A 19,480-nucleotide genomic window follows, 5' to 3' on the forward strand; every position below is an offset into this window, starting at 1 on the left:
CCACAGCGGAATCCGGATCATTAAACGGACCGGTAAAATTGCGGATCTACGGGCTATTGTTCCATCCAATTTGGAAGGCCATTGCGGAATCGGACATACCCGCTGGGCTACCCACGGCGGCGTTACCGATATTAACGCCCACCCCCATACGGATGCGAGCGGCAAGATTGCCGTAGTGCATAACGGCATTATCGAAAATTACAGCGCACTTAAGGCTAGCCTCGAAAAGCAGGGCGTTGTATTTACGAGCGAAACCGACAGTGAAGTGCTGCCCCATCTTATTGCCCATTATTATCAGGGGGACCTGGAAAAGGCTGTCCGGCTTGCGCTGCGGCAGGTAAAGGGTACTTATGGCATTGCGGTCATACATAATGATGAGCCCGGCCGGATTGTCGGTGCCCGGTATGGTTCTCCCTTGGTTATCGGAGTCGGTGAAGGGGAAATGCTTCTTGCCTCAGATGTGACAGCCATGATTGCCTACACTAAACAGGTTGTCTATCTCGAAGATGGCGAACTGGTTTCCCTTACTAAAGACTCGTATACCATCACCGATCTGAACGATCAGCAGGTGGACAAACAGGTTGATGAAATTCAATGGGATCTGGAGGCCATCGAAAAAGAGGGCTTCGCCTGTTTCATGGAAAAAGAAATTTTTGAGCAGCCCGAATCTATTGCCAGGACCCTGAGCGGCCGGCTGGACACCGAATACGCTACCGGAAAGCTCGGTGGCCTTAACATGACAAGCCGTGAACTGCTTGCGGTGAAACGCATCAAGATAGTTGCCGCCGGCACGAGCTGGCATGCGGGGCTTGTTGGCGCCTATCTTATAGAAACCCTGGCTCGTATTCCTGCCAGTGCAGAACTTTCCAGCGAATTGCGATACCGGAATTCAGTGGTTGAGCCAGACTCCATTTATTTTGCGGTCACCCAGTCAGGGGAAACCGCCGATACGCTCTATGCTATGAGGGAACTCAAACGGAAGGGTGCCCGGGTACTGGGTATCTGTAATGTGGTCGGGTCTACTATTGCCCGGGAATCGGATGGCGGCGTTTATACCCATGCGGGGCCAGAGATTGCGGTTGCTTCTACCAAGGCATTTACGAGCCAGCTTGCGGTCTTTTATGTCTTTGCCCTCCTTATGGCCCGGATGCGGGACATGTCCTTTTCTGCGGGCCAGCGCTTTGTAAAGGACCTCCAGGGAATCAGCGAAAAAGTAAAGGAAGTCCTCAAGCAGCGGGATCACATCCAGGCATTGGCAAAAAAATACTACAAGGTTCGGGATTTTCTGTTCTTGGGCCGTGGCTTGGAATACCCCGTTGCTCTGGAGGGGGCCTTAAAACTTAAAGAAATTTCCTATATCCATGCTGAAGGTTATTCGGCAGGGGAAATAAAACATGGCCCCATTGCCCTAGTTAACGAAGAAACGCCCACAATAATACTTGTTCCCCAGGATTCACTGCGGGAAAAGGTTATCTCCAACATGAAGGAGATTAAGGCCCGTAAAGGCCCCATCATTGCGGTCTGCACTGAAGGAGATGAAGAAGTCTCAGCCATTGCCGACGACATAATACCGGTTCCATCAGTGGATGAACTCTTTTATCCCTTTGTACTCATTGTACCCCTGCAGCTCTTTGCCTATTTCTGTGCCCTTGAACTGGGCCGAGATGTGGATCAGCCCCGTAATCTGGCAAAAAGTGTTACGGTAGAGTAAAATCATGTTGTATGAAGAAAATGTGCATATCCAAAAGCATGCTGGTCATGTCTTCGGCTGCCCTGCTTGCAATCAGCTTATATGCGGCTAGCCTTTTAAGCTGCGGATATTCAGGTTTTCTTTCTCAGACCATAGAACAGGGGCTTCGGTACAGCTACGACGCCGGAGCCCCGTCTCCTGGTTTTGATCATCTTATGAGCCCAGGAGCCCCCGAACGGGGAAGCTCCGCGGAAGGGGCAATTTTAGTGCAGGGCACGAAACCGGTGCGGGGCCTCCCCGGTTTTGGCCGTAATGCCATCCCCGGTCTTGCAGGTACATACTCTATCCGCAGCTCAGATGGCAATCGTTCTTTTGCAATACCGGTTTGGGCAAGCCAGGAGCAGCTCTATTTTAAGTCCCCCATTTGGAATAAAACCACAGCGCTTCCAAAAGATGTTTCCCGCGCATGGATACAGATTATAAGGGAGGAAAGTTTTATACCGGCTTACACTCTACAACCTATAGAGTATAACTCGAATCAGGCTCGTATCCGGGCCCTTGAACTTGCTTTCCCGGGGCCGCAAGCTTCCCAGTGGACCTTGCTTGTCCTTGAGCTTGCGGACACTGCTGAGGCCCAGAGCCTCTATGATCAGTTCTATAAAAAACTAACAGAACGGTTTATATACTTTTTAGGCACCGCCCGGCGGGTCGAAGATATCAGCCTGCCCGCAGTCGTTGTTTGGTAGTATTATATTTGGGACTCCCGGAGCCCAAATTGTTCCTGCGCATGCTTGTCTTCCTCTCCTGCAGGCTCAATATGGACTACTATATCGTAAACCCCTTCCACCGAGTCTTTAATTGCCCGCTCTACCTGGCATGCAATATGGTGTGCATCCCGAACCTTCATTTCTGGATCTACTTCTATATCTATATCGATATCCCAGAGCCCGGCAATGCGGCGCATCCGAGTCCGGTGGGGATTGATGGTGCCCGGCACGGTACGAACTGCATTAAACACCGCAGTATAGGGCGCCGTATCGGAGCTTCCGTCCATCAACTCCATATTGGCTTCTAGAAAAATACTCACCGACGCTCTGATGACCCACAGCCCTACAAGGACGGCTACGATGGAATCCAAAATACCGATTTTAAAAACTATTGATATTCCAACGCCAATAAGGACGCCGGAGGAGATGACCACATCGCCGACCATGTTTTTGCCGTTTGCCCTGAGCATGGCCGAATCTGCCCGTTTGCCGAAATAGTATTGGGACCAGGCAAGACAGAACTTCCCAATGATAGAAAAACCAGTAACCGCGAGGGCTAAGGGTCCGGGAGCTTCGGGAATAGAGGATGAAAAGATGGATGAAAGGGCCCGGATAATGAGTTGGCCGCCGGCAAAAAAGAGGATGAACGCGAGTATGGTTGTAGCGATCGTTTCTGCTCGGCCATGTCCCCAGGGATGCTCCGCATCGGCTGGCCGGGCAATGATTCCCGCCACTACCAATGACATCATAGCAATAATAACATCGGTGGAAGAATCGATGCCGTCCCCCACCACCGCAAGGCTCCCTGCAAGGAACCCTACGACAATTTTAAGAATTGCGAGAATCGCATTGCCAAAGAGGGCAATAAGGGATGCGGTTTTAATCAGTTTTGTTCTATTTGTGTCCATGTTTTAACTATGACCTAAACAATAAGGTTATAGCAAGCAAACATTTTATAGGGCCTGAAAGGTATCGGTGTTGTTACGTTTTCCGAGTAAGGCTATTCTCATGCCAATCTGGTCTAGATTGTCCGTTTTGAGTGTATATCGAATAACCCCATTTTCCAACCGGTCCTTATATAGCGCTTCTTTTTCGATATAAGGCCGATTTTTGCCTTCCTGGGTCCAGTGAACAAGGGAAATGCTGCCGCCATCCAGTTCAATGGCGGTTATACCGTGTTTTCCGGTAGCGCAGCCAGAATTAAAGAGACAGGGAACCAGGAGGGCATCAGTGCTGTACAAGCTGCGGGATATTTCCTTCTTTTTACCGTTTTTACTGATCCGTTCAAGCTCGCTGCGGTAAAGGTCTATGAGTGCCTTGATTTGGATTCTCCGGTCCGCTTCGGCGACCGCATATTCGCGGAGCAGTTCTTCAATGGACCAGCGAAGACTGTCATATTTAAAAAGGGACTCAAAAAGGGGCCGGTGGGTATGGCCGGTAATCGCCAGAACTCCCAAATCCCGTGCCGCCCGGTATATCTTTCGTTCCGTAGCAAAGCGTCGTTTTGAGTGATGGGCAATGCTCGTGTTTTTGATATGCAGGGGTTTTGCCATATACCGGACGATAAACTCGGATATATAGTCAAAATTGCTGAATAGCTTTGATGCTTGGTGGCCATGGAAAATACAGATAGAAGTGTCATCCTTGTATAGTGTTAATGCATGATGGAGCGGATAGGGGTAGTCTTTTTGCTGAAGCAGGGCTAGATCATGGTTTCCCACAATTTTCCGGAGCCGGTTGTCCTGGGCAAAATGGCTAAAGAGGGTGTAGAGCTTTGGCCAGGCCTTGCGAATTTGCGGATATTCAAATTTGTTGAGATCTTCTATGTCGCCGTTTAGTACCAGCTTATAATTATTGGAAAGATAAAATTGTTCCAGGGCAGTCTCTAGAATTGCTTGGTTGTGCTTTAAATCGTCCCGGGATCCGCCGTCTCCCATATGCAGGTCGCTCATAATAACATACCGCTGTCCGGGATCGAGGCGTTCTTTAGTAGCCTCTTTAATCATGCTTTTAAAGGAAATGTAAAACTCTTTAAAACTCATAAATGTAGATTATTCGTTTTTAATGAGAAAATAGTTAATGAAGTATTTGTATTTGGTTAAATGTTTTGCCTTAATGAAACCATTTTAAAACTCGATTATTATATGGGTGAGCTAGCTGCCTTTTTAGACTCGCCTGAAAGGCGGCTAGCCCGAAAGGCGGGCTAGTCCCTGTGAGCGGCTGAATCACTGTTACTCTTCGTTTTCGTTCCAATGGCCTATTTTTCTGATTTTCTGATTCCTATAGCGAACCAGCACCGCTGGGGGACGGTTGCAGAGATCCTGAAGGTCCCTCACGAGCACCTTCTTAATGGCCATGGCAGTGGCATCCGGATCGGTATGGGCTCCACCCTCTGGTTCCTGTATGATACCGTTAATGATCTTAAATTCCAGGAGGTCCTGGCTTGTTATCCTGAGCATAGCCGCCGCATCCTTTGCGCGGCTTGCGTCCCGGAGCAATATGGAAGCGCAGCCTTCGGGGCTTATGACCGAATAGACGGCGTTTTCAAGCATGTAAATCTTGTCCCCTACGCTAATGCCGAGGGCGCCTCCGGAGCCGCCTTCACCAATAATAATGCTGATGATGGGTGTCTTGAGCTGGCTAAACTCCATAAGGTTCCGGGCTATAGCTTCGCCGATACCCCGCTCTTCGGCCCCTAGTCCGGGGTACGCACCGGAGGTATCAACAAAGGTAATAATAGGCCGGTGAAATTTTTCTGCCTCTTTGGCCAGTCTCAGGGCCTTTCGATACCCTTCGGGGTTTGCCATACCATGGTTGCGCTTCATGTTTTCCTTAAGGGTCCTGCCCTTTTGGTTTGCAATGATGGTTACAGGCTGTCCGTTCAAAAAGGCAAGGCCTCCAACAATCGCCGCATCGTCGGCAAAGTACCGATCTCCATGGAGTTCGATAAAGTTATCAAAAATACGGGTGATATAATCTAGAGCATAAGGCCGGTCTGGATGCCGTGCCAGTTCTACCCGCCGCCAGGCCATTTCGGTCTTGGATGCGGCTTTAACTTTGGATTCAAGCAGGGCAATTTCATCGCTCACGTCCAGGCCGGAAGCCTCAGCCAGCTTTTTTAGCTCCTCAATTTTTTTGGTAAGTGATGTTGTGTGGGACATGTCTAGGCTCCTTTCTTAGCAGCCCCGTAGGGACGGTGCAGATCGATGAGCAGAGAAAGCAGATGGCGCTGTTCCTGCCTGCTTGCGATAATGTCCACAAAGCCCTTTTCCAGCTGAAATTCGGCCTTTTGGAATCCCTCCGGCAATTTCTGCCGTATGGTGCCTTCGATAACCCGGGGACCGGCAAAACCGATCAGAGCCCCCGGTTCAGCGATGATCACATCTGCCAGCATTGCAAAGCTGGCGGTAACACCGCCGGTGGTAGGATCGCAGAGAACCACGAAGTAGGGTACTTCTGCCTTGGCAAGCTCTGCTACGGCGCTGGATGTCTTGGCCATCTGCATGAGAGAAAATATCCCCTCCTGCATCCGGGCGCCGCCTGAGGTTGTATAAATAATGACCGGTTTCCGTTCCTCCGCCCCTTTAAGGAGCGCCCGGCTTACCTTTTCGCCTACCACCGAGCCCATGGAACCGCCCATAAAGTTAAAAGACATAACCGCCAGTACCGCAGGTTTCCCTTCTATGGTACAGGTACCGGTAATCACCGCCTCTTTCATGCGAGCCTTGGCTTCTGCTTCCGAAAGCTTTTCTTCATAGCCTTCAAGGTCAATAGGGTTCAAAGAACGGAGATTGGCCGAAAATTCCACAAAGGATCCCTGGTCCGCCAGGTAGGCGATCCGTTCAGCTACCTCCATGCGGTAGTGATAACCGCAGGACGGACAGGTTTTAAGTGCCGCCTCAATGCTTGCCTTATCGTGGACCGTGCCGCAGGACGGACAGGGTGTATCAGTGGACATGTTCCACCTCCTTTTCTATTTCGCCGTAATAGGCCGTACCGAATTGTCCTGAACGGAATTTTTCATGGTTGATGATCCACCGCTGTTGGCTGGCATTGGTCTTGATTCCCTCTATGACAAGCTCCTGCAGGGCCCGGTTCATGCGGGCCAGGGCCCGTTCCCTGGTAGGTCCGTGTACAATAAGCTTGGCAACCATGGAATCATAGTGGGGCGGCACGGTGCAGCCGTTATAGAGGAAGGAATCGAAGCGGACTCCGGGGCCTCCCGGTACTTCGAGCCGGCTTACCTTGCCGGGGGTCAGGGCGTTAATACGGCATTCGATGGACCAGCCGTTCAGACGCACCGAGGAGGGCTCAATTTCGAGTTTCCCTTCGGTGCAGGCCAGAATTTGCTGGCGGATGATATCCACACCGGTTACAAATTCGCTTACCGGATGTTCTACCTGGACCCGGGCATTCACTTCCATGAAATAGAAATCCTTCCCGGATACAAGGAATTCGATGGTTCCCGCCCCGCGGTATTTGAGTTCCCGGAACATACGGACAGCCCCTTCGGCCATTCGATTCCGCATGGATTCATCAACCCCTGGGGATGGGCTTTCTTCTATCAGTTTTTGGTGCCGTTTCTGGACCGAACAGTCCCGTTCTCCCAGGACCAGCACGGTGCCTTTACCGTCTGCGATGATCTGAAGTTCTACATGCCGGGGGTTTTCAAGATACCGCTCAATAAATACCGTGCCGTCTGCAAAGTTTGCCAGGGCTTCGCGGCTTGCGATTGTCAGGTTCTCTGGCAATTCCGCAGCGGATCGGACGATACGCATACCCTTGCCGCCGCCACCCGCAGCGGCCTTTATAATTACGGGAAAGCCTAGCTTTTCCGCCGCAGCGATGGCTGCAGCCGGATCAGAAACCGCCCCTTCAGTTCCTGGAGTGATTGGCAGTCCGTATTTTTTTGCCGTGTTCCGGGCCTGGACCTTGTCACCCAGGAGATCAATGACATCCGGATCGGGACCGATAAAAATGAGCCCCTCCTTCTGGACTGCCCGGGCAAAATCAGCATTTTCCGAAAGAAAGCCGACCCCTGGATGTATGGCCTGGCAGCCTGTTCTGAGGGCTGCCATAATAAGGTTTTCTTTAACCAAGTAGCTTTTTGCCGACGGCGGCGGCCCGATACAAACCGCCTGATCCGCCAGCTTTACATGGAGATTATCTTTGTCGGCGGTGGAGTAAACTGCTACGGTTTCTATACCCATTTCGCGGCAGGTACGGATGACCCGGACAGCGATTTCTCCCCGATTCGCAATCAGAATTCGTTGTATCACCGGACACTCCTAAAGCCGTTTTACTTCGAAAAGGGCCTGGCCGTATTCCACGAGAGAACCATTCTCGGCTTTTACAGAAAGAATCTCACAGTCAAACTCCGCTTCCAGGTGGTTCATCATTTTCATGGCTTCGAGAATACAAAGGGTCTGGCCGGCCTTGACCTTGCTGCCCACTTCTACGAAGGGCGGTGTGTCGGGTGATGCGGCCCGGTAAAAGGTAGCCACAATGGGACTGGTGATAATTTCTCCGGTAGCGGCGGGGCTTCCCGCATTGACCGGTAGTCCCAGATGTACCGCATGGTCAGCCTTATGTGCCTGGGACGGAGCAGCTGAATGACCTGTATCCGATGCCGCCTGATGGGCCTCTGCAGCAGCCCCGCCGATTGAGACGCCGTCTAGGGCGGTCCGGATAGCACTTTCTTTGCGAAGCACCAGGTGCATGGAGCCGTCATTTAGTTCAAGTTCCGCAAGCTGGCTGGAACCAAATTTTTCTACCAAAGTAATCAGTGTTTTATCGTCCATTATTGTACTCCTGTTATATAGTCGAAGGATCTACATCGGCCTCGTAATCGACGCCGGCCACATCAAAACCATGGGCTTCCAAAAAGTCGTGCTTAAAGCCCTCTACATCCGCTAGGGTAAAGAGGTTTTCTTCAGTAATTGCATCCATGCGTGCCTTGGTTTCCTTTTGGACGTCTTCACGCATTTCCCAGTCGTCGATACGGATGCGCCGGTCCGAATCAGTGGGGACCTTTGCCGGATCTACCGCGGCAGGTCCAGCATACAGCCGGTCCTTGTAGAGCCGCACAAGTTGTTCAATACAACCCTCATGGAGACCCTTTTCTTTCATCACTTTAAATAGGGCAGAAATATATAGGGGAATGATGGGGATTACAGCGCTGGCCCGGGTTACCAGGGCCTTGTTCACCGACACCCAGGCTGCACCGCCAGTTTGAGCGAGCCGTTCATGCAGGATGTGGCTCGTTTTTTCCAGGTGTTCCTTGGCTTTGCCGATGGTGCCGTTTTTATAGATAGCCCAGGAAAGCTCTGGCCCGATATAGGTATAGGCCAGGGTCCGAACTGTTGGGGATAGCACCCCCGCCTTGGAAAGGGCATCGATCCAGAGTTCCCAGTCCTCTCCGCCCATAACTTTTACCGTATGGGCAATTTCTTCTTCCGTAGCAGGATCAGCGCTGGCAATAGACAGTTTCCCGGTCAGCATATCCATAGTCTTGCCCGAATAGGCCTGACCTATGGGTTTGATGACCGAACGGTACATGACACCGTCCCGGGGGTCGGTACGAACCGGGGACGCTAAAGAATAGATAACCAGATCTACCTGGGCGGGAAGGCCTGCCTTGGCAGCGACCTCACGGATTGCCGCTATCGCTTGATCTTTCATTTCGTTAGAAAAGGCGTCTCCGTCCAATGTTTTGGACACAAGGCCAGCCTTGGCAGCCTCTGCATCAAAGGCCAGGTTATCGTACCAGCCAGGGGTCCCCGGTTTAGTGGGAGTACCGGCCTTTTCGAAGGAAATACCCACGGTAGCAGCCCCATAGCCAAAGGCGGCTCCGATCCGGCTTGCAAGGCCATAGCCGGTGGAACAGCCGATCACCAGAGCAAGCTTTGGGCTCCCTTCGGTTCCTGAAAGTCCCGCCATGTTCCGGCGGACATAGTCTATCTGGTTCTGAACCATTTTAGCACAGCCCTTGGGATGGCTGTTCAGGCAGATATTGTTTCGTATCATCGGTTTAATTTGCACAGTAAGCTCCTTATGTTTTATTAGCAGCGCTTTAGCCCCAGTAGCGCTTTAGCCTGCAGCGCTGCCTACCAGGCACAGCCACTCTGCTTCGGCGGCAAGTTCGGTTCCCACATAGGCCTTGCCGGCCTGCTTAATCATTTTGCCCGAAACCCGAAGATTTTCGATTTCCAGGCGTACTTCTTCGTTGGGGCGGACCTGCCGGCGGAACTTCGCCTTGTCTACCGTGGCGAGGAAAAAGAGGGCATCCCCGCCGAGCACACCGGATTTTCTGAGCCCCGCGCCGCCGGCCTGAGCCATGGTTTCGATCAGGATGACCCCGGGAACCACTGGATATTGGGGAAAGTGGCCTGCGAAGAAAAACTCCGTCTCCTTAAAAATATGCCGGGCCACAATACGCTCTTCCGTAATTTCATCGATCACATCGACAAATAAAAAGGGCGCGCGGTGGGGTAAAAGCTGCTCAATTTCGTTCATTTGCCGTACCTCTTAAAGACCACAACCCCGTTGTGCCCACCAAAGCCAAGGGAGCCCGAGGCTGCTGCATCAATGGTGCCGTACTGTACCTTGTTGGGCACATAGTCCAGATCGCATTCAGGGTCGGGGTTTTCCAGGTTAATGGTAGGCGGATAGTACCCTTCGGTTATGGCCAAAATACATGCGATAGCTTCGAGTCCGCCGCCGCCAGCGATACAGTGGCCGGTCATGCTCTTGGTACTGGAGACCTTCAGCTTGTAGGCATGGTCGCCGAAGGCGAGCTTAATCATTTTGGTTTCGGTGGGATCATTTATCTCCGTACTGGTCCCATGGGCATTGTAGTACTGGACCTCTTCAGGTCTTAGCCCCGCGTCTTCCAGGGCTGCCTTAATTGCCCGGGCTCCTCCCTCCCCAGAGGGATCTGGAGCGGTAATATGATAGGCATCGGCAGTGGCACCGTAACCTGCAAATTCGGCTAAAATCTTTGCTCCCCGCTTTTTGGCATGTTCTTCGCTTTCCAGAATAAGGATACCCGCTCCCTCGCCCATGACAAAACCGTCCCGGTCTGCGTCAAAGGGGCGGCTTGCCTTTTCTGGCTCGTTGTTCCGTTTGGTAGACAGTGCCTTGAGCATCTGGAAGCCGCCAATAGCAAAGGGCACAATAGCCGCCTCGGTGCCCCCAGCAATCACCACGTCGCAGCGGCCCGCGCGGATTAAGTCTAATGCTTGACCTAGGGCGTCTGTACCGGAAGCACAGGCCGTAACCTGGGTAAAGGCCGGCCCCTTAGTCCCGTAGATCATAGAAATGTTGCCCGCCGCTTCATTGTTAATCATAAGGGGAACCGTTAAGGGCAGCATACGGCGGGGGCCGGAGGCGATCATTTTGCGGAACGATTCTTCTACCACTTCCCAGCCGCCAATACCGTTGCCGAGCACAATGCCAGTTCGTTCGGGCGTGGTTTTAAGCCGCGGCTTTGCCCCCTCAGCGATCCCGTCGGCTGGGGTGGGCTCTACAAGACCTGCCTGTTCCAAGGCCTGGGCTGCCGCTGCGACGGCAAACTGGGTAAAACGGGCCATTTTTCGAGCGTCTTTTTTATCAATCCAGCGGGAAGGATCAAAGTTTTTTACTTCTCCGGCAATTTTTACGTCAAATTCGCTGGCATCAAAGAGGGTTATGGGTCCCACTCCGCTTTTGCCCGCCTTAAGGCTGACACTGAATTCTTCTACTGTATTTCCGATGGGAGAAATAGCTCCCATTCCAGTTACAACTACCTTGGTCTTCATTTTTTCCTCCTAGATAAACATACCGCCATCGACGGCAATGACCTGACCGGTTATATAGGCTGCCTTGTCCGAGGCAAGGAACAAAGCCATGTTTGCAATATCAGACGGAGACCCCAGCCGTTTAAGGGGGATGTGGTCCATCAATTTTTCTTTAGCCGATTCTGGTATCGCATCGGTCATGTCGGTAACGATATACCCCGGTGCGATGGCATTCACCCGCACGCCGCGGCTTGCCACTTCCTGAGCAAGACTTTTAGTTACCCCGATGAGCCCCGCTTTGCTTGCCGCATAGTTAGCCTGGCCCCCGTTCCCATGAAGGCCTACCACGCTGGACATATTGATGATAGAACCGGCCTTTTTACGGATCATTTCACGGCCCACAGTACGGGCAATGAGAAATGCCGCAGTCAGATTGATGTCGAGTACTTTCTGGAAATCCTCAAGGCTCATCCGGAATGCCAGGCCGTCCTTGGTAATTCCCGCGTTGTTTACCAGAATGTCAAAACCGCCAGCATCTTTTTGCACTGCTTCTATGCAAGATTCTATTTCTGAGAGTTTAGAAAGGTCCGCTGTAATCCAATGAAGTTTGCCCTTAGCCTGTTCCTGTCGCTGTGCCAAATCTTCTGGTTCCTTTGTACTCAAGCCCCAGACTTCGGCTCCTTCTGCGAGGAATGTATCCACAATAGCCTTTCCGATACCCCGGGATGCGCCGGTTACCAGGGCTTTTTTACCTTCAAGCTGTAAGGTTGTATTCATGATCTGCTCCTATAGTTTTATGGCTGTTCCAGGTTGGCAAGGGCTGCTTGTATATCCGCGAGGGTTCCTGCCCCATAACAGGGGATGGTACTGCCCGTATCTTTCCAGAGACCCTGCAATACCTTTCCGGGGCCTGTTTCAAGTACCGCATCTACCGCAAGCTCAGCAATTTGAGCTTCTTCGCTGGTCCAGCGGACCGGTTCGGTAATCTGCCGGAGGGCCAGTTTTTTTGCTTCCTGGCCGGAAAGGACCTGCTTACCCGTAACGTTAGAAAAAAGGGCAATCCGCGGGTCCATGAATGTAGTTGCTTCCAGCACCGGTGCAAAATCTTCCAGGGCTTCCGCAACTAAGGGTGAATGGAAGGGCCCTGCTACCTGCAGCCGTACTACCCGGCGGGCTCCGACGGCCTTGAACCGTTCTTCTGCCTCCGCAAGGGCGCCCGCGGTTCCCGCAACCACGACCTGTTTGGGACTATTAAAATTAGCTGCATAGAGACCACTAAGGCCCCATTCCCGCCATTCGGCAATCAGGGCATCCACCTGCTCTCCGGGAAGTCCCAGAATGGCGGCCATGCCGGGAGCTGAGCCCGCATCAGAAGCAGCAAGTCGGTCCGCTACCCTTTGCATTGCCTTGCCCCGGGCACTCACGAGCTTAAAACAGTCTTCTGTACAGATGACGCCGGAAACAGCCAGGGCCGCATATTCGCCGAGGCTAAAGCCCGCCACGGCTTCTGGCTCAATACCCTGTTCTCGCAGCACCGAGGCGGCGGCCAGGTTTGCCAAGCTTATGGTTGGCTGGCTTATATCTGTCCGTTTTAGCTCCTCCGCACTGGCTGTTTCGAGCAGGGCCTTCATGTCCATCCCCGCCGCCTCGGAAGCCAGGGTAAACAGTTCCTTTACCGTTTTGCTTGCGTTGTACAGATCCAGGGCCATTTGGGGATACTGGGCCCCCTGGCCGGGAAATAACAGGGCTATGCGCTTTTTTGTTACCATACGATAAGGTTCCCCCCATAGGTTAGTCCGGCGCCGAAACCAAGCGTCATAATCAGGTCTCCTTTTTTTAACCCCCCAGTCCGATTCAGCTCATCCAAAGCTATGGGAACAGAGGCTGCGGATGTATTGGCATATTCTTCTATGTTAAGGAAAAATTTTTCTTCCGGTATGCCGAGCCGTTTTGCGGCGGCCTGCACGATCCGCGCATTTGCTTGGTGCGGTACAATACGGGCAATATCATCAACAGAAATACCTTCTTCCTGTAAAAGCCGTTCCATAGTATCGGTTACCGCCTTTACAGCGAAGTTGTAGACCGCCCGGCCGTTCATTTCTATTACAGGACCGGCTTCCAAGGTTTCCCCCGCCTTGTAAGGATTCCGGGTTCCTCCCCGGCGCATGATGAGGTAGTCTCCGCCAGAACCGTCGGCTCCAAGAATAGAGCGGAGAAGGCCCCGTTTCCCAGGGCCGCTTGCCGGAGCATCGGTTTTATCAATAATGACCGCGCCGGCGCCGTCTCCGAAGAGAACACAGGTACTCCGGTCCTGCCAGTTTGTGATTTTAGATAAGATTTCCGCTCCGATGACCAAGACCCGTTTGCGGTCGCTGCGAACGCTCAGAATGCCTGCTGCAGTTTCCACTCCATAAATAAAGCCCGTGCATCCTGCCACCAGGTCCATTGCAGCCGCTTTGTGTGCACCGAGCCGATCCTGAACAAGGCAGGCGGTGGAAGGAAAGCCAAAAAAGTCAGGACTGGCGGTTGCCACAATGACCGCATCGAGGCTTACCGCGGCAGCTTCCAGGGATCCATTGAGACTCTTGTCCTTATCCAGAAGCATTTTTAAAGCTTCCTGCGCAGCTGCAACCGCAAGATCGCTTGTTGCGGTTTGTTCATCCGCCACATGGCGGTTTCCTATGCCAGTATGGGAACGGATCCACTCGTCGGAAGTGTCCAGAGTTTTAGCCAATTCGTCATTGGTAATCCGGCGAGCGGGTACGGCTCGTCCGGTTGCTACAATTTCAAAAGCCATAGATGCTCCTTAAAATGACAAAAATAATACATAATGTCATGCTGTTTTATATAATAACAAGAAATGTAAAAATGTCAACCTAATCAAAGTAGATGTAATAGGTCGGAATAGTTAAAAATTTGGTCGATTCATTCCTGCAAATACATGGCTATGATAGGTAAGGCGGCAAAAGACTTAGTGCAGAGCGGACTGATTCCAAAGGTCAAGAATTCTTGATTTAGTGGCGGGAATTTCTTTGGGCTGCAGATCTTCGAGCAAAACAGGAATATCAGTTTTGCCGATGGATCTCAGCCGGCGGAACAGACCCAACCAGTCGAGGTCTCCTGTTCCAGCAGGGAGTGACTTGGATTTAATCGGACCGCAGCTGCCTTCGGTTATCCGGTAATCTTTTGCATGGATAGCCACGATATGTGCTCCAAAGGAGGCAAAACAGTCATCAAGGAAACTGTCTTGGCTAACCACACCGGTTTTTCCTATCAGATTGACCGGGTCAAAGATGACTCCCAAAGAGGGAGAATCAATGTCTTTAAGAAGCCGTTGCATCAAACGGGGAGAAGAAATTGTGTGGGTATCTGCCACTGGTTCAATACCGATGATAACAGGTTGGGAATGAGCGGCTATTTGTTCTGCCCTTCTTACAAGACGGTGTACCGATTCACAAAATAGCTCGTAGGTAGCTTCTGTTGCGGTATCAGGATGAAAGGAACAGTCAGGATTGCGGGAGCCAGTTTCTGTTCCCACGATAGTGCAGTGAAACTCCGGTGCAGCTTGGATATGTTGTTCGAACCGGGTCAATTCCTGCTCTCGAGTTTCGGGGTCTGGATGAACCGGATTAATATAACAGCCCAGTACAGCAATACCAATTTGATGCTGCTCAAACGCTTTGGTTACGGCATGTACATCAATATCCGCAGGATAACGCGGTGCATCGGGCAAGGCTTTTGAGATTGCAAGCTGAATACACTGGACCCCTGTTTCGGCGATACGGTTTGCCAAAATCTCAGCAGGCAGCCGCCCGAAATCGTGAGCCCTGGCTCCAATAGTTATCATGGAATCACTATATATTGATTTTGAAAGGTTGGGAATATGGTAATAGCACTTTCTGGACACGAGGCTAATGATAAAAATCTTTATGACGATACGGTGAATCTTCAATCCGCGCTCGACAAAATTTCTCTGCTGGGAGGCGGACAGGTACTTTTAAAAGAAGGTGTTTTTTACTCGGGGCCCCTCAAACTTCGTTCAAACGTCCATGTTCATATTGAAAAGGATGCGACCCTTTCTTTCATTTTTGATCTAGAACGGTATCCTCCAGTATGGACCCGCTGGGAAGGGGTTGAATGCTGGGCGATGCATCCGCTTTTGTTTGCACAAAACAGTCATCATATTATTCTAAGCGGTTCTGGAACTATCGACGGAAACGGGCAACCCTGGTGGAATATGCTAAGACAGGCAAAGGCAGAAAAACGGTCCGTACCGATCCATCCGGTTGAGCTTCAGTTTGCGGCACTGAATCCGGGCTATCGGGAACAACCGTCCGGTGGCGGTGGCAGGGAAATTCAATTTTTAAGACCTCCCCTCGTACAATTCTTACATTGCTCAGATATAGAAATACGGGAACTTACCCTGCAAAATTCACCTTTTTGGAACACCCATTTAGTGTACTCTCGTAATATACATGTGGTGAACGCACAGTTTATCAATCCCCATGAGGGACCAAATACAGACGGGTTAAATATAGATTCCTGTATAGATGTTACCATAGAGGGTTGTTCTTTTGATGTTGGAGATGACTGCCTTGGTCTAAAATCAGGAGCTGGTGAGGATGGCCTGCGGGTCGGAAGACCCACAGAACATATAAAGATACAGGGATGCTCTATGAGAGGCGGCCATGGTGGCGTTGTGATTGGTAGTGAAACTGCCGGCGGTGTGAGGGATGTGCGTATTAAAAACTGTAACATGAAAGGGACCGACCGGGGCTTGCGGATTAAGACCCGTCGGGGCCGTGGAGGTGTAATAGAAGATATCAGTCTTAGCAATTGCCGTATGGAAGGTGTTATCTGCCCAGTTGTACTGAACTGTTACTATGGCCCTGGGGGACCTACTTCAGATTCTCCGGTATTTAGCCTTACACCGCAACCGATAGAATCCACGACGCCTCGTATGCGCCGAATTGAGATTTCCCATCTTGAAGCTGTTGATTGTAAAGCCGCAGCAGCTTTTATCGTTGGCCTCCCTGAACAACCTATAGAAGGTGTTCGTATATCAGACAGCTCATTTTCTTTATCATCGGATCGGTCGGTTCCATCAAGCGAAGCTGCCATGTACCGGGGCTTGCCAGAACCGCGGGGCAGAGGGATCCGAATACGAAATGTAAACGGGCTTACCCTCTCTAGAATCACGGTCAACTTCCCGGAAAAAAGCAATGAACTTAAGGATGCCCTGCTACTGGAGGATGGTGTTTCCCGCTATCAATTTTTTACTAAATGAACTGCAAAGCCGCCTATTTCTTTGTCGAGGTAAATGACCTTTAATCGGCCTTTTTCGTATTTTGCAGTTTCTTCTACACCGGCGAATCCAAACTGACCAAGATAGGTGAGGGCCCGTTCAACATTGTTGCAGCTCAGCGCGAGATGCCCCTTTGTGCCTCTGCCTGGACTTTTCATGATTTCCAGTGATTGACCTGAAAAAATGGATGATGTGCCTTCTCTTATTGTAAAACCCAGGTTGTTAAAGAATGATGCGGTTGTCTGTGCTTCCGCATCGCTTGTTTCGTTAATGCCTATATGGGCAAAGGCAAAGCCCTGCAGTGCGAGCCGGGACTGTATGCACAGGGCGGTGATTTTATCCCATTGTTCGTTGGCTATTAAATCTTCTTTGACCATCCAGGACCCGCCGATGGCTGCGACCGAAGGTATTCTTGCATAGGAACCTATATTCTCTAGATCGATTCCTCCGGTGGGCACAAATTTGATGGAGCTAAAGGGAGCAGAGAGTGATTTTACCATAGCCGGTCCCCCAGATGCCTCTGCGGGGAAAAACTTAAAGGTCTCAATTCCCAACTCGAGCCCAGCTTCTATAATTGATGGATTGTTCGCGCCAGGAATAATGGGTAAACCCTGACTGCGGCAATATTCAATGGTCGAAGCATTAAAGCCCGGCGAAACGACGAACTGGGCTCCCGCATTCCGAGCCCGTTCGGCCAGATTACGGTTGATAATAGTTCCTGCACCGACGATAAGCTCTGGGCATTCAGCATGAAGCCGGCGTATGGATTCTTCCGCAGGCAGGGTGCGGAAGGTAATTTCTGCCACGGGGATGCCGCCAGCGATTAAAGCCCTTCCTAACGGAACCGCTTTTTTAGGGTCTTCTATGGTAATAACAGGCACGAGGCCAATGTCTTGTATCTTTTCAAACACCGATTCCATGGTATTTACCTCCATGCACACTATAGCATATAAAAATAAAAAATGGAATAATGTTTCAAAAATAATTGACGAAAAAATCCAGTAGTGTATAATAAAAGTCGGACTTGAGGAGGAATGAAATGCATCGGATCATAAGCTTTGGCGAAATCATGCTTCGTTTAAAATCTCCGGACCATGAACGGCTCTTTCAATCTCCGGTACTCGAAGCACGTTTTGGCGGAGGGGAAGCAAATGTGGCGGTCTCTCTGGCTCTTTTTGGAGAATCTGCGGCTTTTGTTACTGCCCTGCCGGATAATCCTCTTGGGAATGCTGTGGTTCAGGAGCTACGAAAATATGGGGTCGATACAAGCATGATAAAACGGACAAGCGGCCGCATGGGGATCTATTTTCTTGAAGCGGGAGCAAACCAGCGGCCTTCCAACGTTGTGTATGATCGTGAGGGATCCTGCATTTCCCGTGTCCAAGCCGGTGATTTTGACTGGCTTCGTATTTTTTCTGGGGCCTCCTGGTTCCATATCACGGGGATTACTCCAGCCCTTTCGCAATCTGCAGCGGATACTGCTTTGGAAGCAATGCAACAAGCAAAAGTTTCAGGTCTACAAGTGTCGATAGACCTCAACTATCGGAAAAAATTATGGAACTATGGGGTGAGTGCTCCGCAGATCATGCGGCAATTGGCGGCCTACGCGGACGTTATTATTGCCAATGAGGAAGATATCCAGGCTAGTTTGGATATCAAAGCTCATCAAATTGATGTAAAAACCGGTGTTTTGGACAAGGAAGTCTATCGAACACTGGCTGTTCAGGTTAAGGAAGCGTTTCCTTCTGTTCACACGGTTGCGATTACCCTCCGGGAGAGCCATTCGGCGGATTACAATGGATGGTCTGCGGTGCTGCACGGTAAAACTGGATTCTATCAATCTCGTTCATACGAAATAACCGACATTGTCGACAGGGTTGGCGGCGGAGACAGTTTTTCTGCAGGACTCATATACGGGTTACTTAATTTTTCTGGGGATGAACAAAGAGCTTTGGAGTTTGCTGCAGCCGCATCGGCCCTGAAGCATTCAGTAATCGGCGATTTTAATCTGGTGACCCTTGCTGAAGTGGAGCAGCTTCTTAAAGGGGATGGCTCAGGCCGGGTTCAGCGCTAAAAAGTACGCAGAGGAGTCTACTATGGAATTACATGTTCGATATTCGAACCATCCAGAAGATGCAAAGTATTATGATACGGAAACACAGCGGAAACACTTTTTGGTGGAGGCTGTGTTCGTGCCTGGGAAACTGCAGCTGACCTATACGCATCAGGATCGGGTCATTTTTGGAGGAGCTATGCCGACGGGAAGGGCCCTCAGTCTTGAAGCGGGCAAAGAGCTTGGGAGTAGTTTCTTCCTTGAACGCAGGGAACTGGGCTGCATCAATATTGGTGGGACTGGTACGGTCACCGCTGACGGACGGAGCTATACCCTTAAGAAGGGTGATGGACTATATATCGGTATGGGAACGAAGGATGTGAGCTTTGCTTCCGAAGATCCCTCGCTGCCTGCTAAGTTTTATGTAGTAAGTTCGCCGGCTCATCAAGCATATCCGACAGTACGGATTGAACAAAAGCAGGCGAATCCCCGCAGACTTGGCAGCCAGGAGACATCGAACGAACGGACCATCTATCAATATGTGCATCCTGCGGTCTGCAAGAGCTGCCAGCTAGTTATGGGGATGACGGTCCTTGAAAAGGGCAGTGTCTGGAATACGATGCCCTGTCACACCCATGAAAGGCGGATGGAAGTGTATTTCTATTTTGATATGGTCAGCGATACCAGGGTGTTCCACTTTTTCGGTGAACCCTCTGAGACCCGGCATCTTGTGGTGGCGAATGAGCAGGCGGTAATATCTCCGAGTTGGTCCATCCACTCTGGGGTCGGAACGGGACAATATACCTTTATCTGGGGGATGGCAGGGGAAAACCAGAATTTTGATGATATGGATTTTGTAAAACCAGAGGATTTACGCTAGGAGGGGAT

General features: G+C 51.0%; 19 protein-coding genes. 5 read left to right on the top strand and 14 right to left on the bottom strand.

Features of this window, described 5'->3' with window-relative positions; translation table 11 throughout:
• On the top strand, positions 1-1,711 hold a 1,711-nt coding region (gene glmS, locus Q7P68_RS07685; protein WP_304224540.1), incomplete at its 5' end, for a glutamine--fructose-6-phosphate transaminase (isomerizing).
• A gap of 11 nt (positions 1,712-1,722) precedes the next feature.
• Positions 1,723-2,436 carry a hypothetical protein gene (locus Q7P68_RS07690; RefSeq protein WP_304224541.1) on the top strand — a complete coding sequence of 238 codons (714 nt, stop codon included), beginning with the start codon at positions 1,723-1,725 and terminating at the stop codon, positions 2,434-2,436.
• 2 nt (positions 2,437-2,438) lie between these two features.
• Here the strand turns inward: Q7P68_RS07690 and Q7P68_RS07695 are convergent, their stop codons facing one another.
• From Q7P68_RS07695 to Q7P68_RS07755, 13 genes are all read right to left on the bottom strand, one after another.
• A complete protein-coding gene (locus Q7P68_RS07695) occupies positions 2,439-3,365 on the bottom strand; it encodes a cation diffusion facilitator family transporter (RefSeq protein ID WP_304224542.1) in 927 nt (308 codons plus the stop codon).
• Between the two features lie 45 nt (positions 3,366-3,410).
• The gene (locus Q7P68_RS07700; protein ID WP_304224543.1) at positions 3,411-4,499 is read right to left on the bottom strand and encodes a metallophosphoesterase; all 1,089 of its coding nucleotides are present in this window, start codon (positions 4,497-4,499) and stop codon (positions 3,411-3,413) included.
• A gap of 189 nt (positions 4,500-4,688) precedes the next feature.
• The gene (locus tag Q7P68_RS07705; RefSeq protein ID WP_304224544.1) at positions 4,689-5,618 is read right to left on the bottom strand and encodes an acetyl-CoA carboxylase carboxyltransferase subunit alpha; all 930 of its coding nucleotides are present in this window, start codon (positions 5,616-5,618) and stop codon (positions 4,689-4,691) included.
• Between the two features lie 2 nt (positions 5,619-5,620).
• Entirely contained in the window at positions 5,621-6,415 is a 795-nt protein-coding gene (gene accD, locus Q7P68_RS07710) for an acetyl-CoA carboxylase, carboxyltransferase subunit beta (RefSeq protein WP_304224545.1), read from the bottom strand.
• A complete protein-coding gene (locus tag Q7P68_RS07715; protein ID WP_304224546.1) occupies positions 6,405-7,736 on the bottom strand; it encodes an acetyl-CoA carboxylase biotin carboxylase subunit in 1,332 nt (443 codons plus the stop codon). The genes accD and Q7P68_RS07715 overlap by 11 nt, the downstream gene beginning before the upstream one ends.
• Positions 7,737-7,745: 9 nt before the next feature.
• Positions 7,746-8,258 carry an acetyl-CoA carboxylase biotin carboxyl carrier protein gene (gene accB, locus Q7P68_RS07720; protein ID WP_304224547.1) on the bottom strand — a complete coding sequence of 171 codons (513 nt, stop codon included), beginning with the start codon at positions 8,256-8,258 and terminating at the stop codon, positions 7,746-7,748.
• Between the two features lie 13 nt (positions 8,259-8,271).
• Positions 8,272-9,498, bottom strand: a complete 1,227-nt coding sequence (gene fabV / locus Q7P68_RS07725; RefSeq protein WP_304224548.1) for an enoyl-ACP reductase FabV — start codon at positions 9,496-9,498, stop codon at positions 8,272-8,274.
• Between the two features lie 48 nt (positions 9,499-9,546).
• Positions 9,547-9,972, bottom strand: coding sequence for a 3-hydroxyacyl-ACP dehydratase FabZ (gene fabZ / locus Q7P68_RS07730; RefSeq protein ID WP_304224550.1), 426 nt, complete (start codon positions 9,970-9,972; stop codon positions 9,547-9,549).
• The gene (gene fabF / locus Q7P68_RS07735) at positions 9,969-11,255 is read right to left on the bottom strand and encodes a beta-ketoacyl-ACP synthase II (protein WP_304224551.1); all 1,287 of its coding nucleotides are present in this window, start codon (positions 11,253-11,255) and stop codon (positions 9,969-9,971) included. Before fabF ends, fabZ begins: the two co-directional genes overlap by 4 nt.
• A 9-nt stretch (positions 11,256-11,264) precedes the next feature.
• Complete coding sequence (gene fabG / locus Q7P68_RS07740) at positions 11,265-12,011, bottom strand: 3-oxoacyl-[acyl-carrier-protein] reductase (RefSeq protein WP_304224552.1); 747 nt, start codon at positions 12,009-12,011, stop codon at positions 11,265-11,267.
• A gap of 17 nt (positions 12,012-12,028) precedes the next feature.
• Positions 12,029-13,003 (bottom strand): ACP S-malonyltransferase, encoded by a 975-nt coding sequence (locus Q7P68_RS07745; RefSeq protein ID WP_304224554.1) that lies wholly within the window; start codon positions 13,001-13,003, stop codon positions 12,029-12,031.
• The gene (locus tag Q7P68_RS07750) at positions 12,997-14,031 is read right to left on the bottom strand and encodes a beta-ketoacyl-ACP synthase III (protein WP_304224556.1); all 1,035 of its coding nucleotides are present in this window, start codon (positions 14,029-14,031) and stop codon (positions 12,997-12,999) included. Before Q7P68_RS07750 ends, Q7P68_RS07745 begins: the two co-directional genes overlap by 7 nt.
• 174 nt (positions 14,032-14,205) lie before the next feature.
• The gene (locus tag Q7P68_RS07755) at positions 14,206-15,081 is read right to left on the bottom strand and encodes a sugar phosphate isomerase/epimerase family protein (RefSeq protein ID WP_304224557.1); all 876 of its coding nucleotides are present in this window, start codon (positions 15,079-15,081) and stop codon (positions 14,206-14,208) included.
• A gap of 36 nt (positions 15,082-15,117) precedes the next feature.
• Here Q7P68_RS07755 and Q7P68_RS07760 point away from each other — a divergent pair, with 36 nt between their 5' ends.
• The gene (locus Q7P68_RS07760; RefSeq protein ID WP_304224559.1) at positions 15,118-16,521 is read left to right on the top strand and encodes a glycoside hydrolase family 28 protein; all 1,404 of its coding nucleotides are present in this window, start codon (positions 15,118-15,120) and stop codon (positions 16,519-16,521) included.
• Here the strand turns inward: Q7P68_RS07760 and Q7P68_RS07765 are convergent.
• On the bottom strand, positions 16,503-17,459 hold the full coding sequence (locus Q7P68_RS07765; protein WP_304224561.1) for a bifunctional 4-hydroxy-2-oxoglutarate aldolase/2-dehydro-3-deoxy-phosphogluconate aldolase: 957 nt from the start codon (positions 17,457-17,459) through the stop codon (positions 16,503-16,505). The two genes, Q7P68_RS07760 and Q7P68_RS07765, sit on opposite strands and share 19 nt — an antisense overlap.
• 119 nt (positions 17,460-17,578) lie before the next feature.
• Here Q7P68_RS07765 and Q7P68_RS07770 point away from each other — a divergent pair, with 119 nt between their 5' ends.
• Entirely contained in the window at positions 17,579-18,613 is a 1,035-nt protein-coding gene (locus Q7P68_RS07770; protein ID WP_304224563.1) for a sugar kinase, read from the top strand.
• A 22-nt stretch (positions 18,614-18,635) separates the two neighbouring features.
• Positions 18,636-19,472: a 5-dehydro-4-deoxy-D-glucuronate isomerase gene (kduI, locus tag Q7P68_RS07775; RefSeq protein ID WP_304224564.1), complete on the top strand. Its 837-nt coding sequence runs from the start codon at positions 18,636-18,638 to the stop codon at positions 19,470-19,472.
• Positions 19,473-19,480: the final 8 nt, after the last annotated feature.

Source organism: Gracilinema caldarium, assembly GCF_029265695.1.
In the GTDB taxonomy this organism is placed as follows: Bacteria; Spirochaetota; Spirochaetia; order Treponematales; family Breznakiellaceae; genus Gracilinema; species Gracilinema caldarium_A.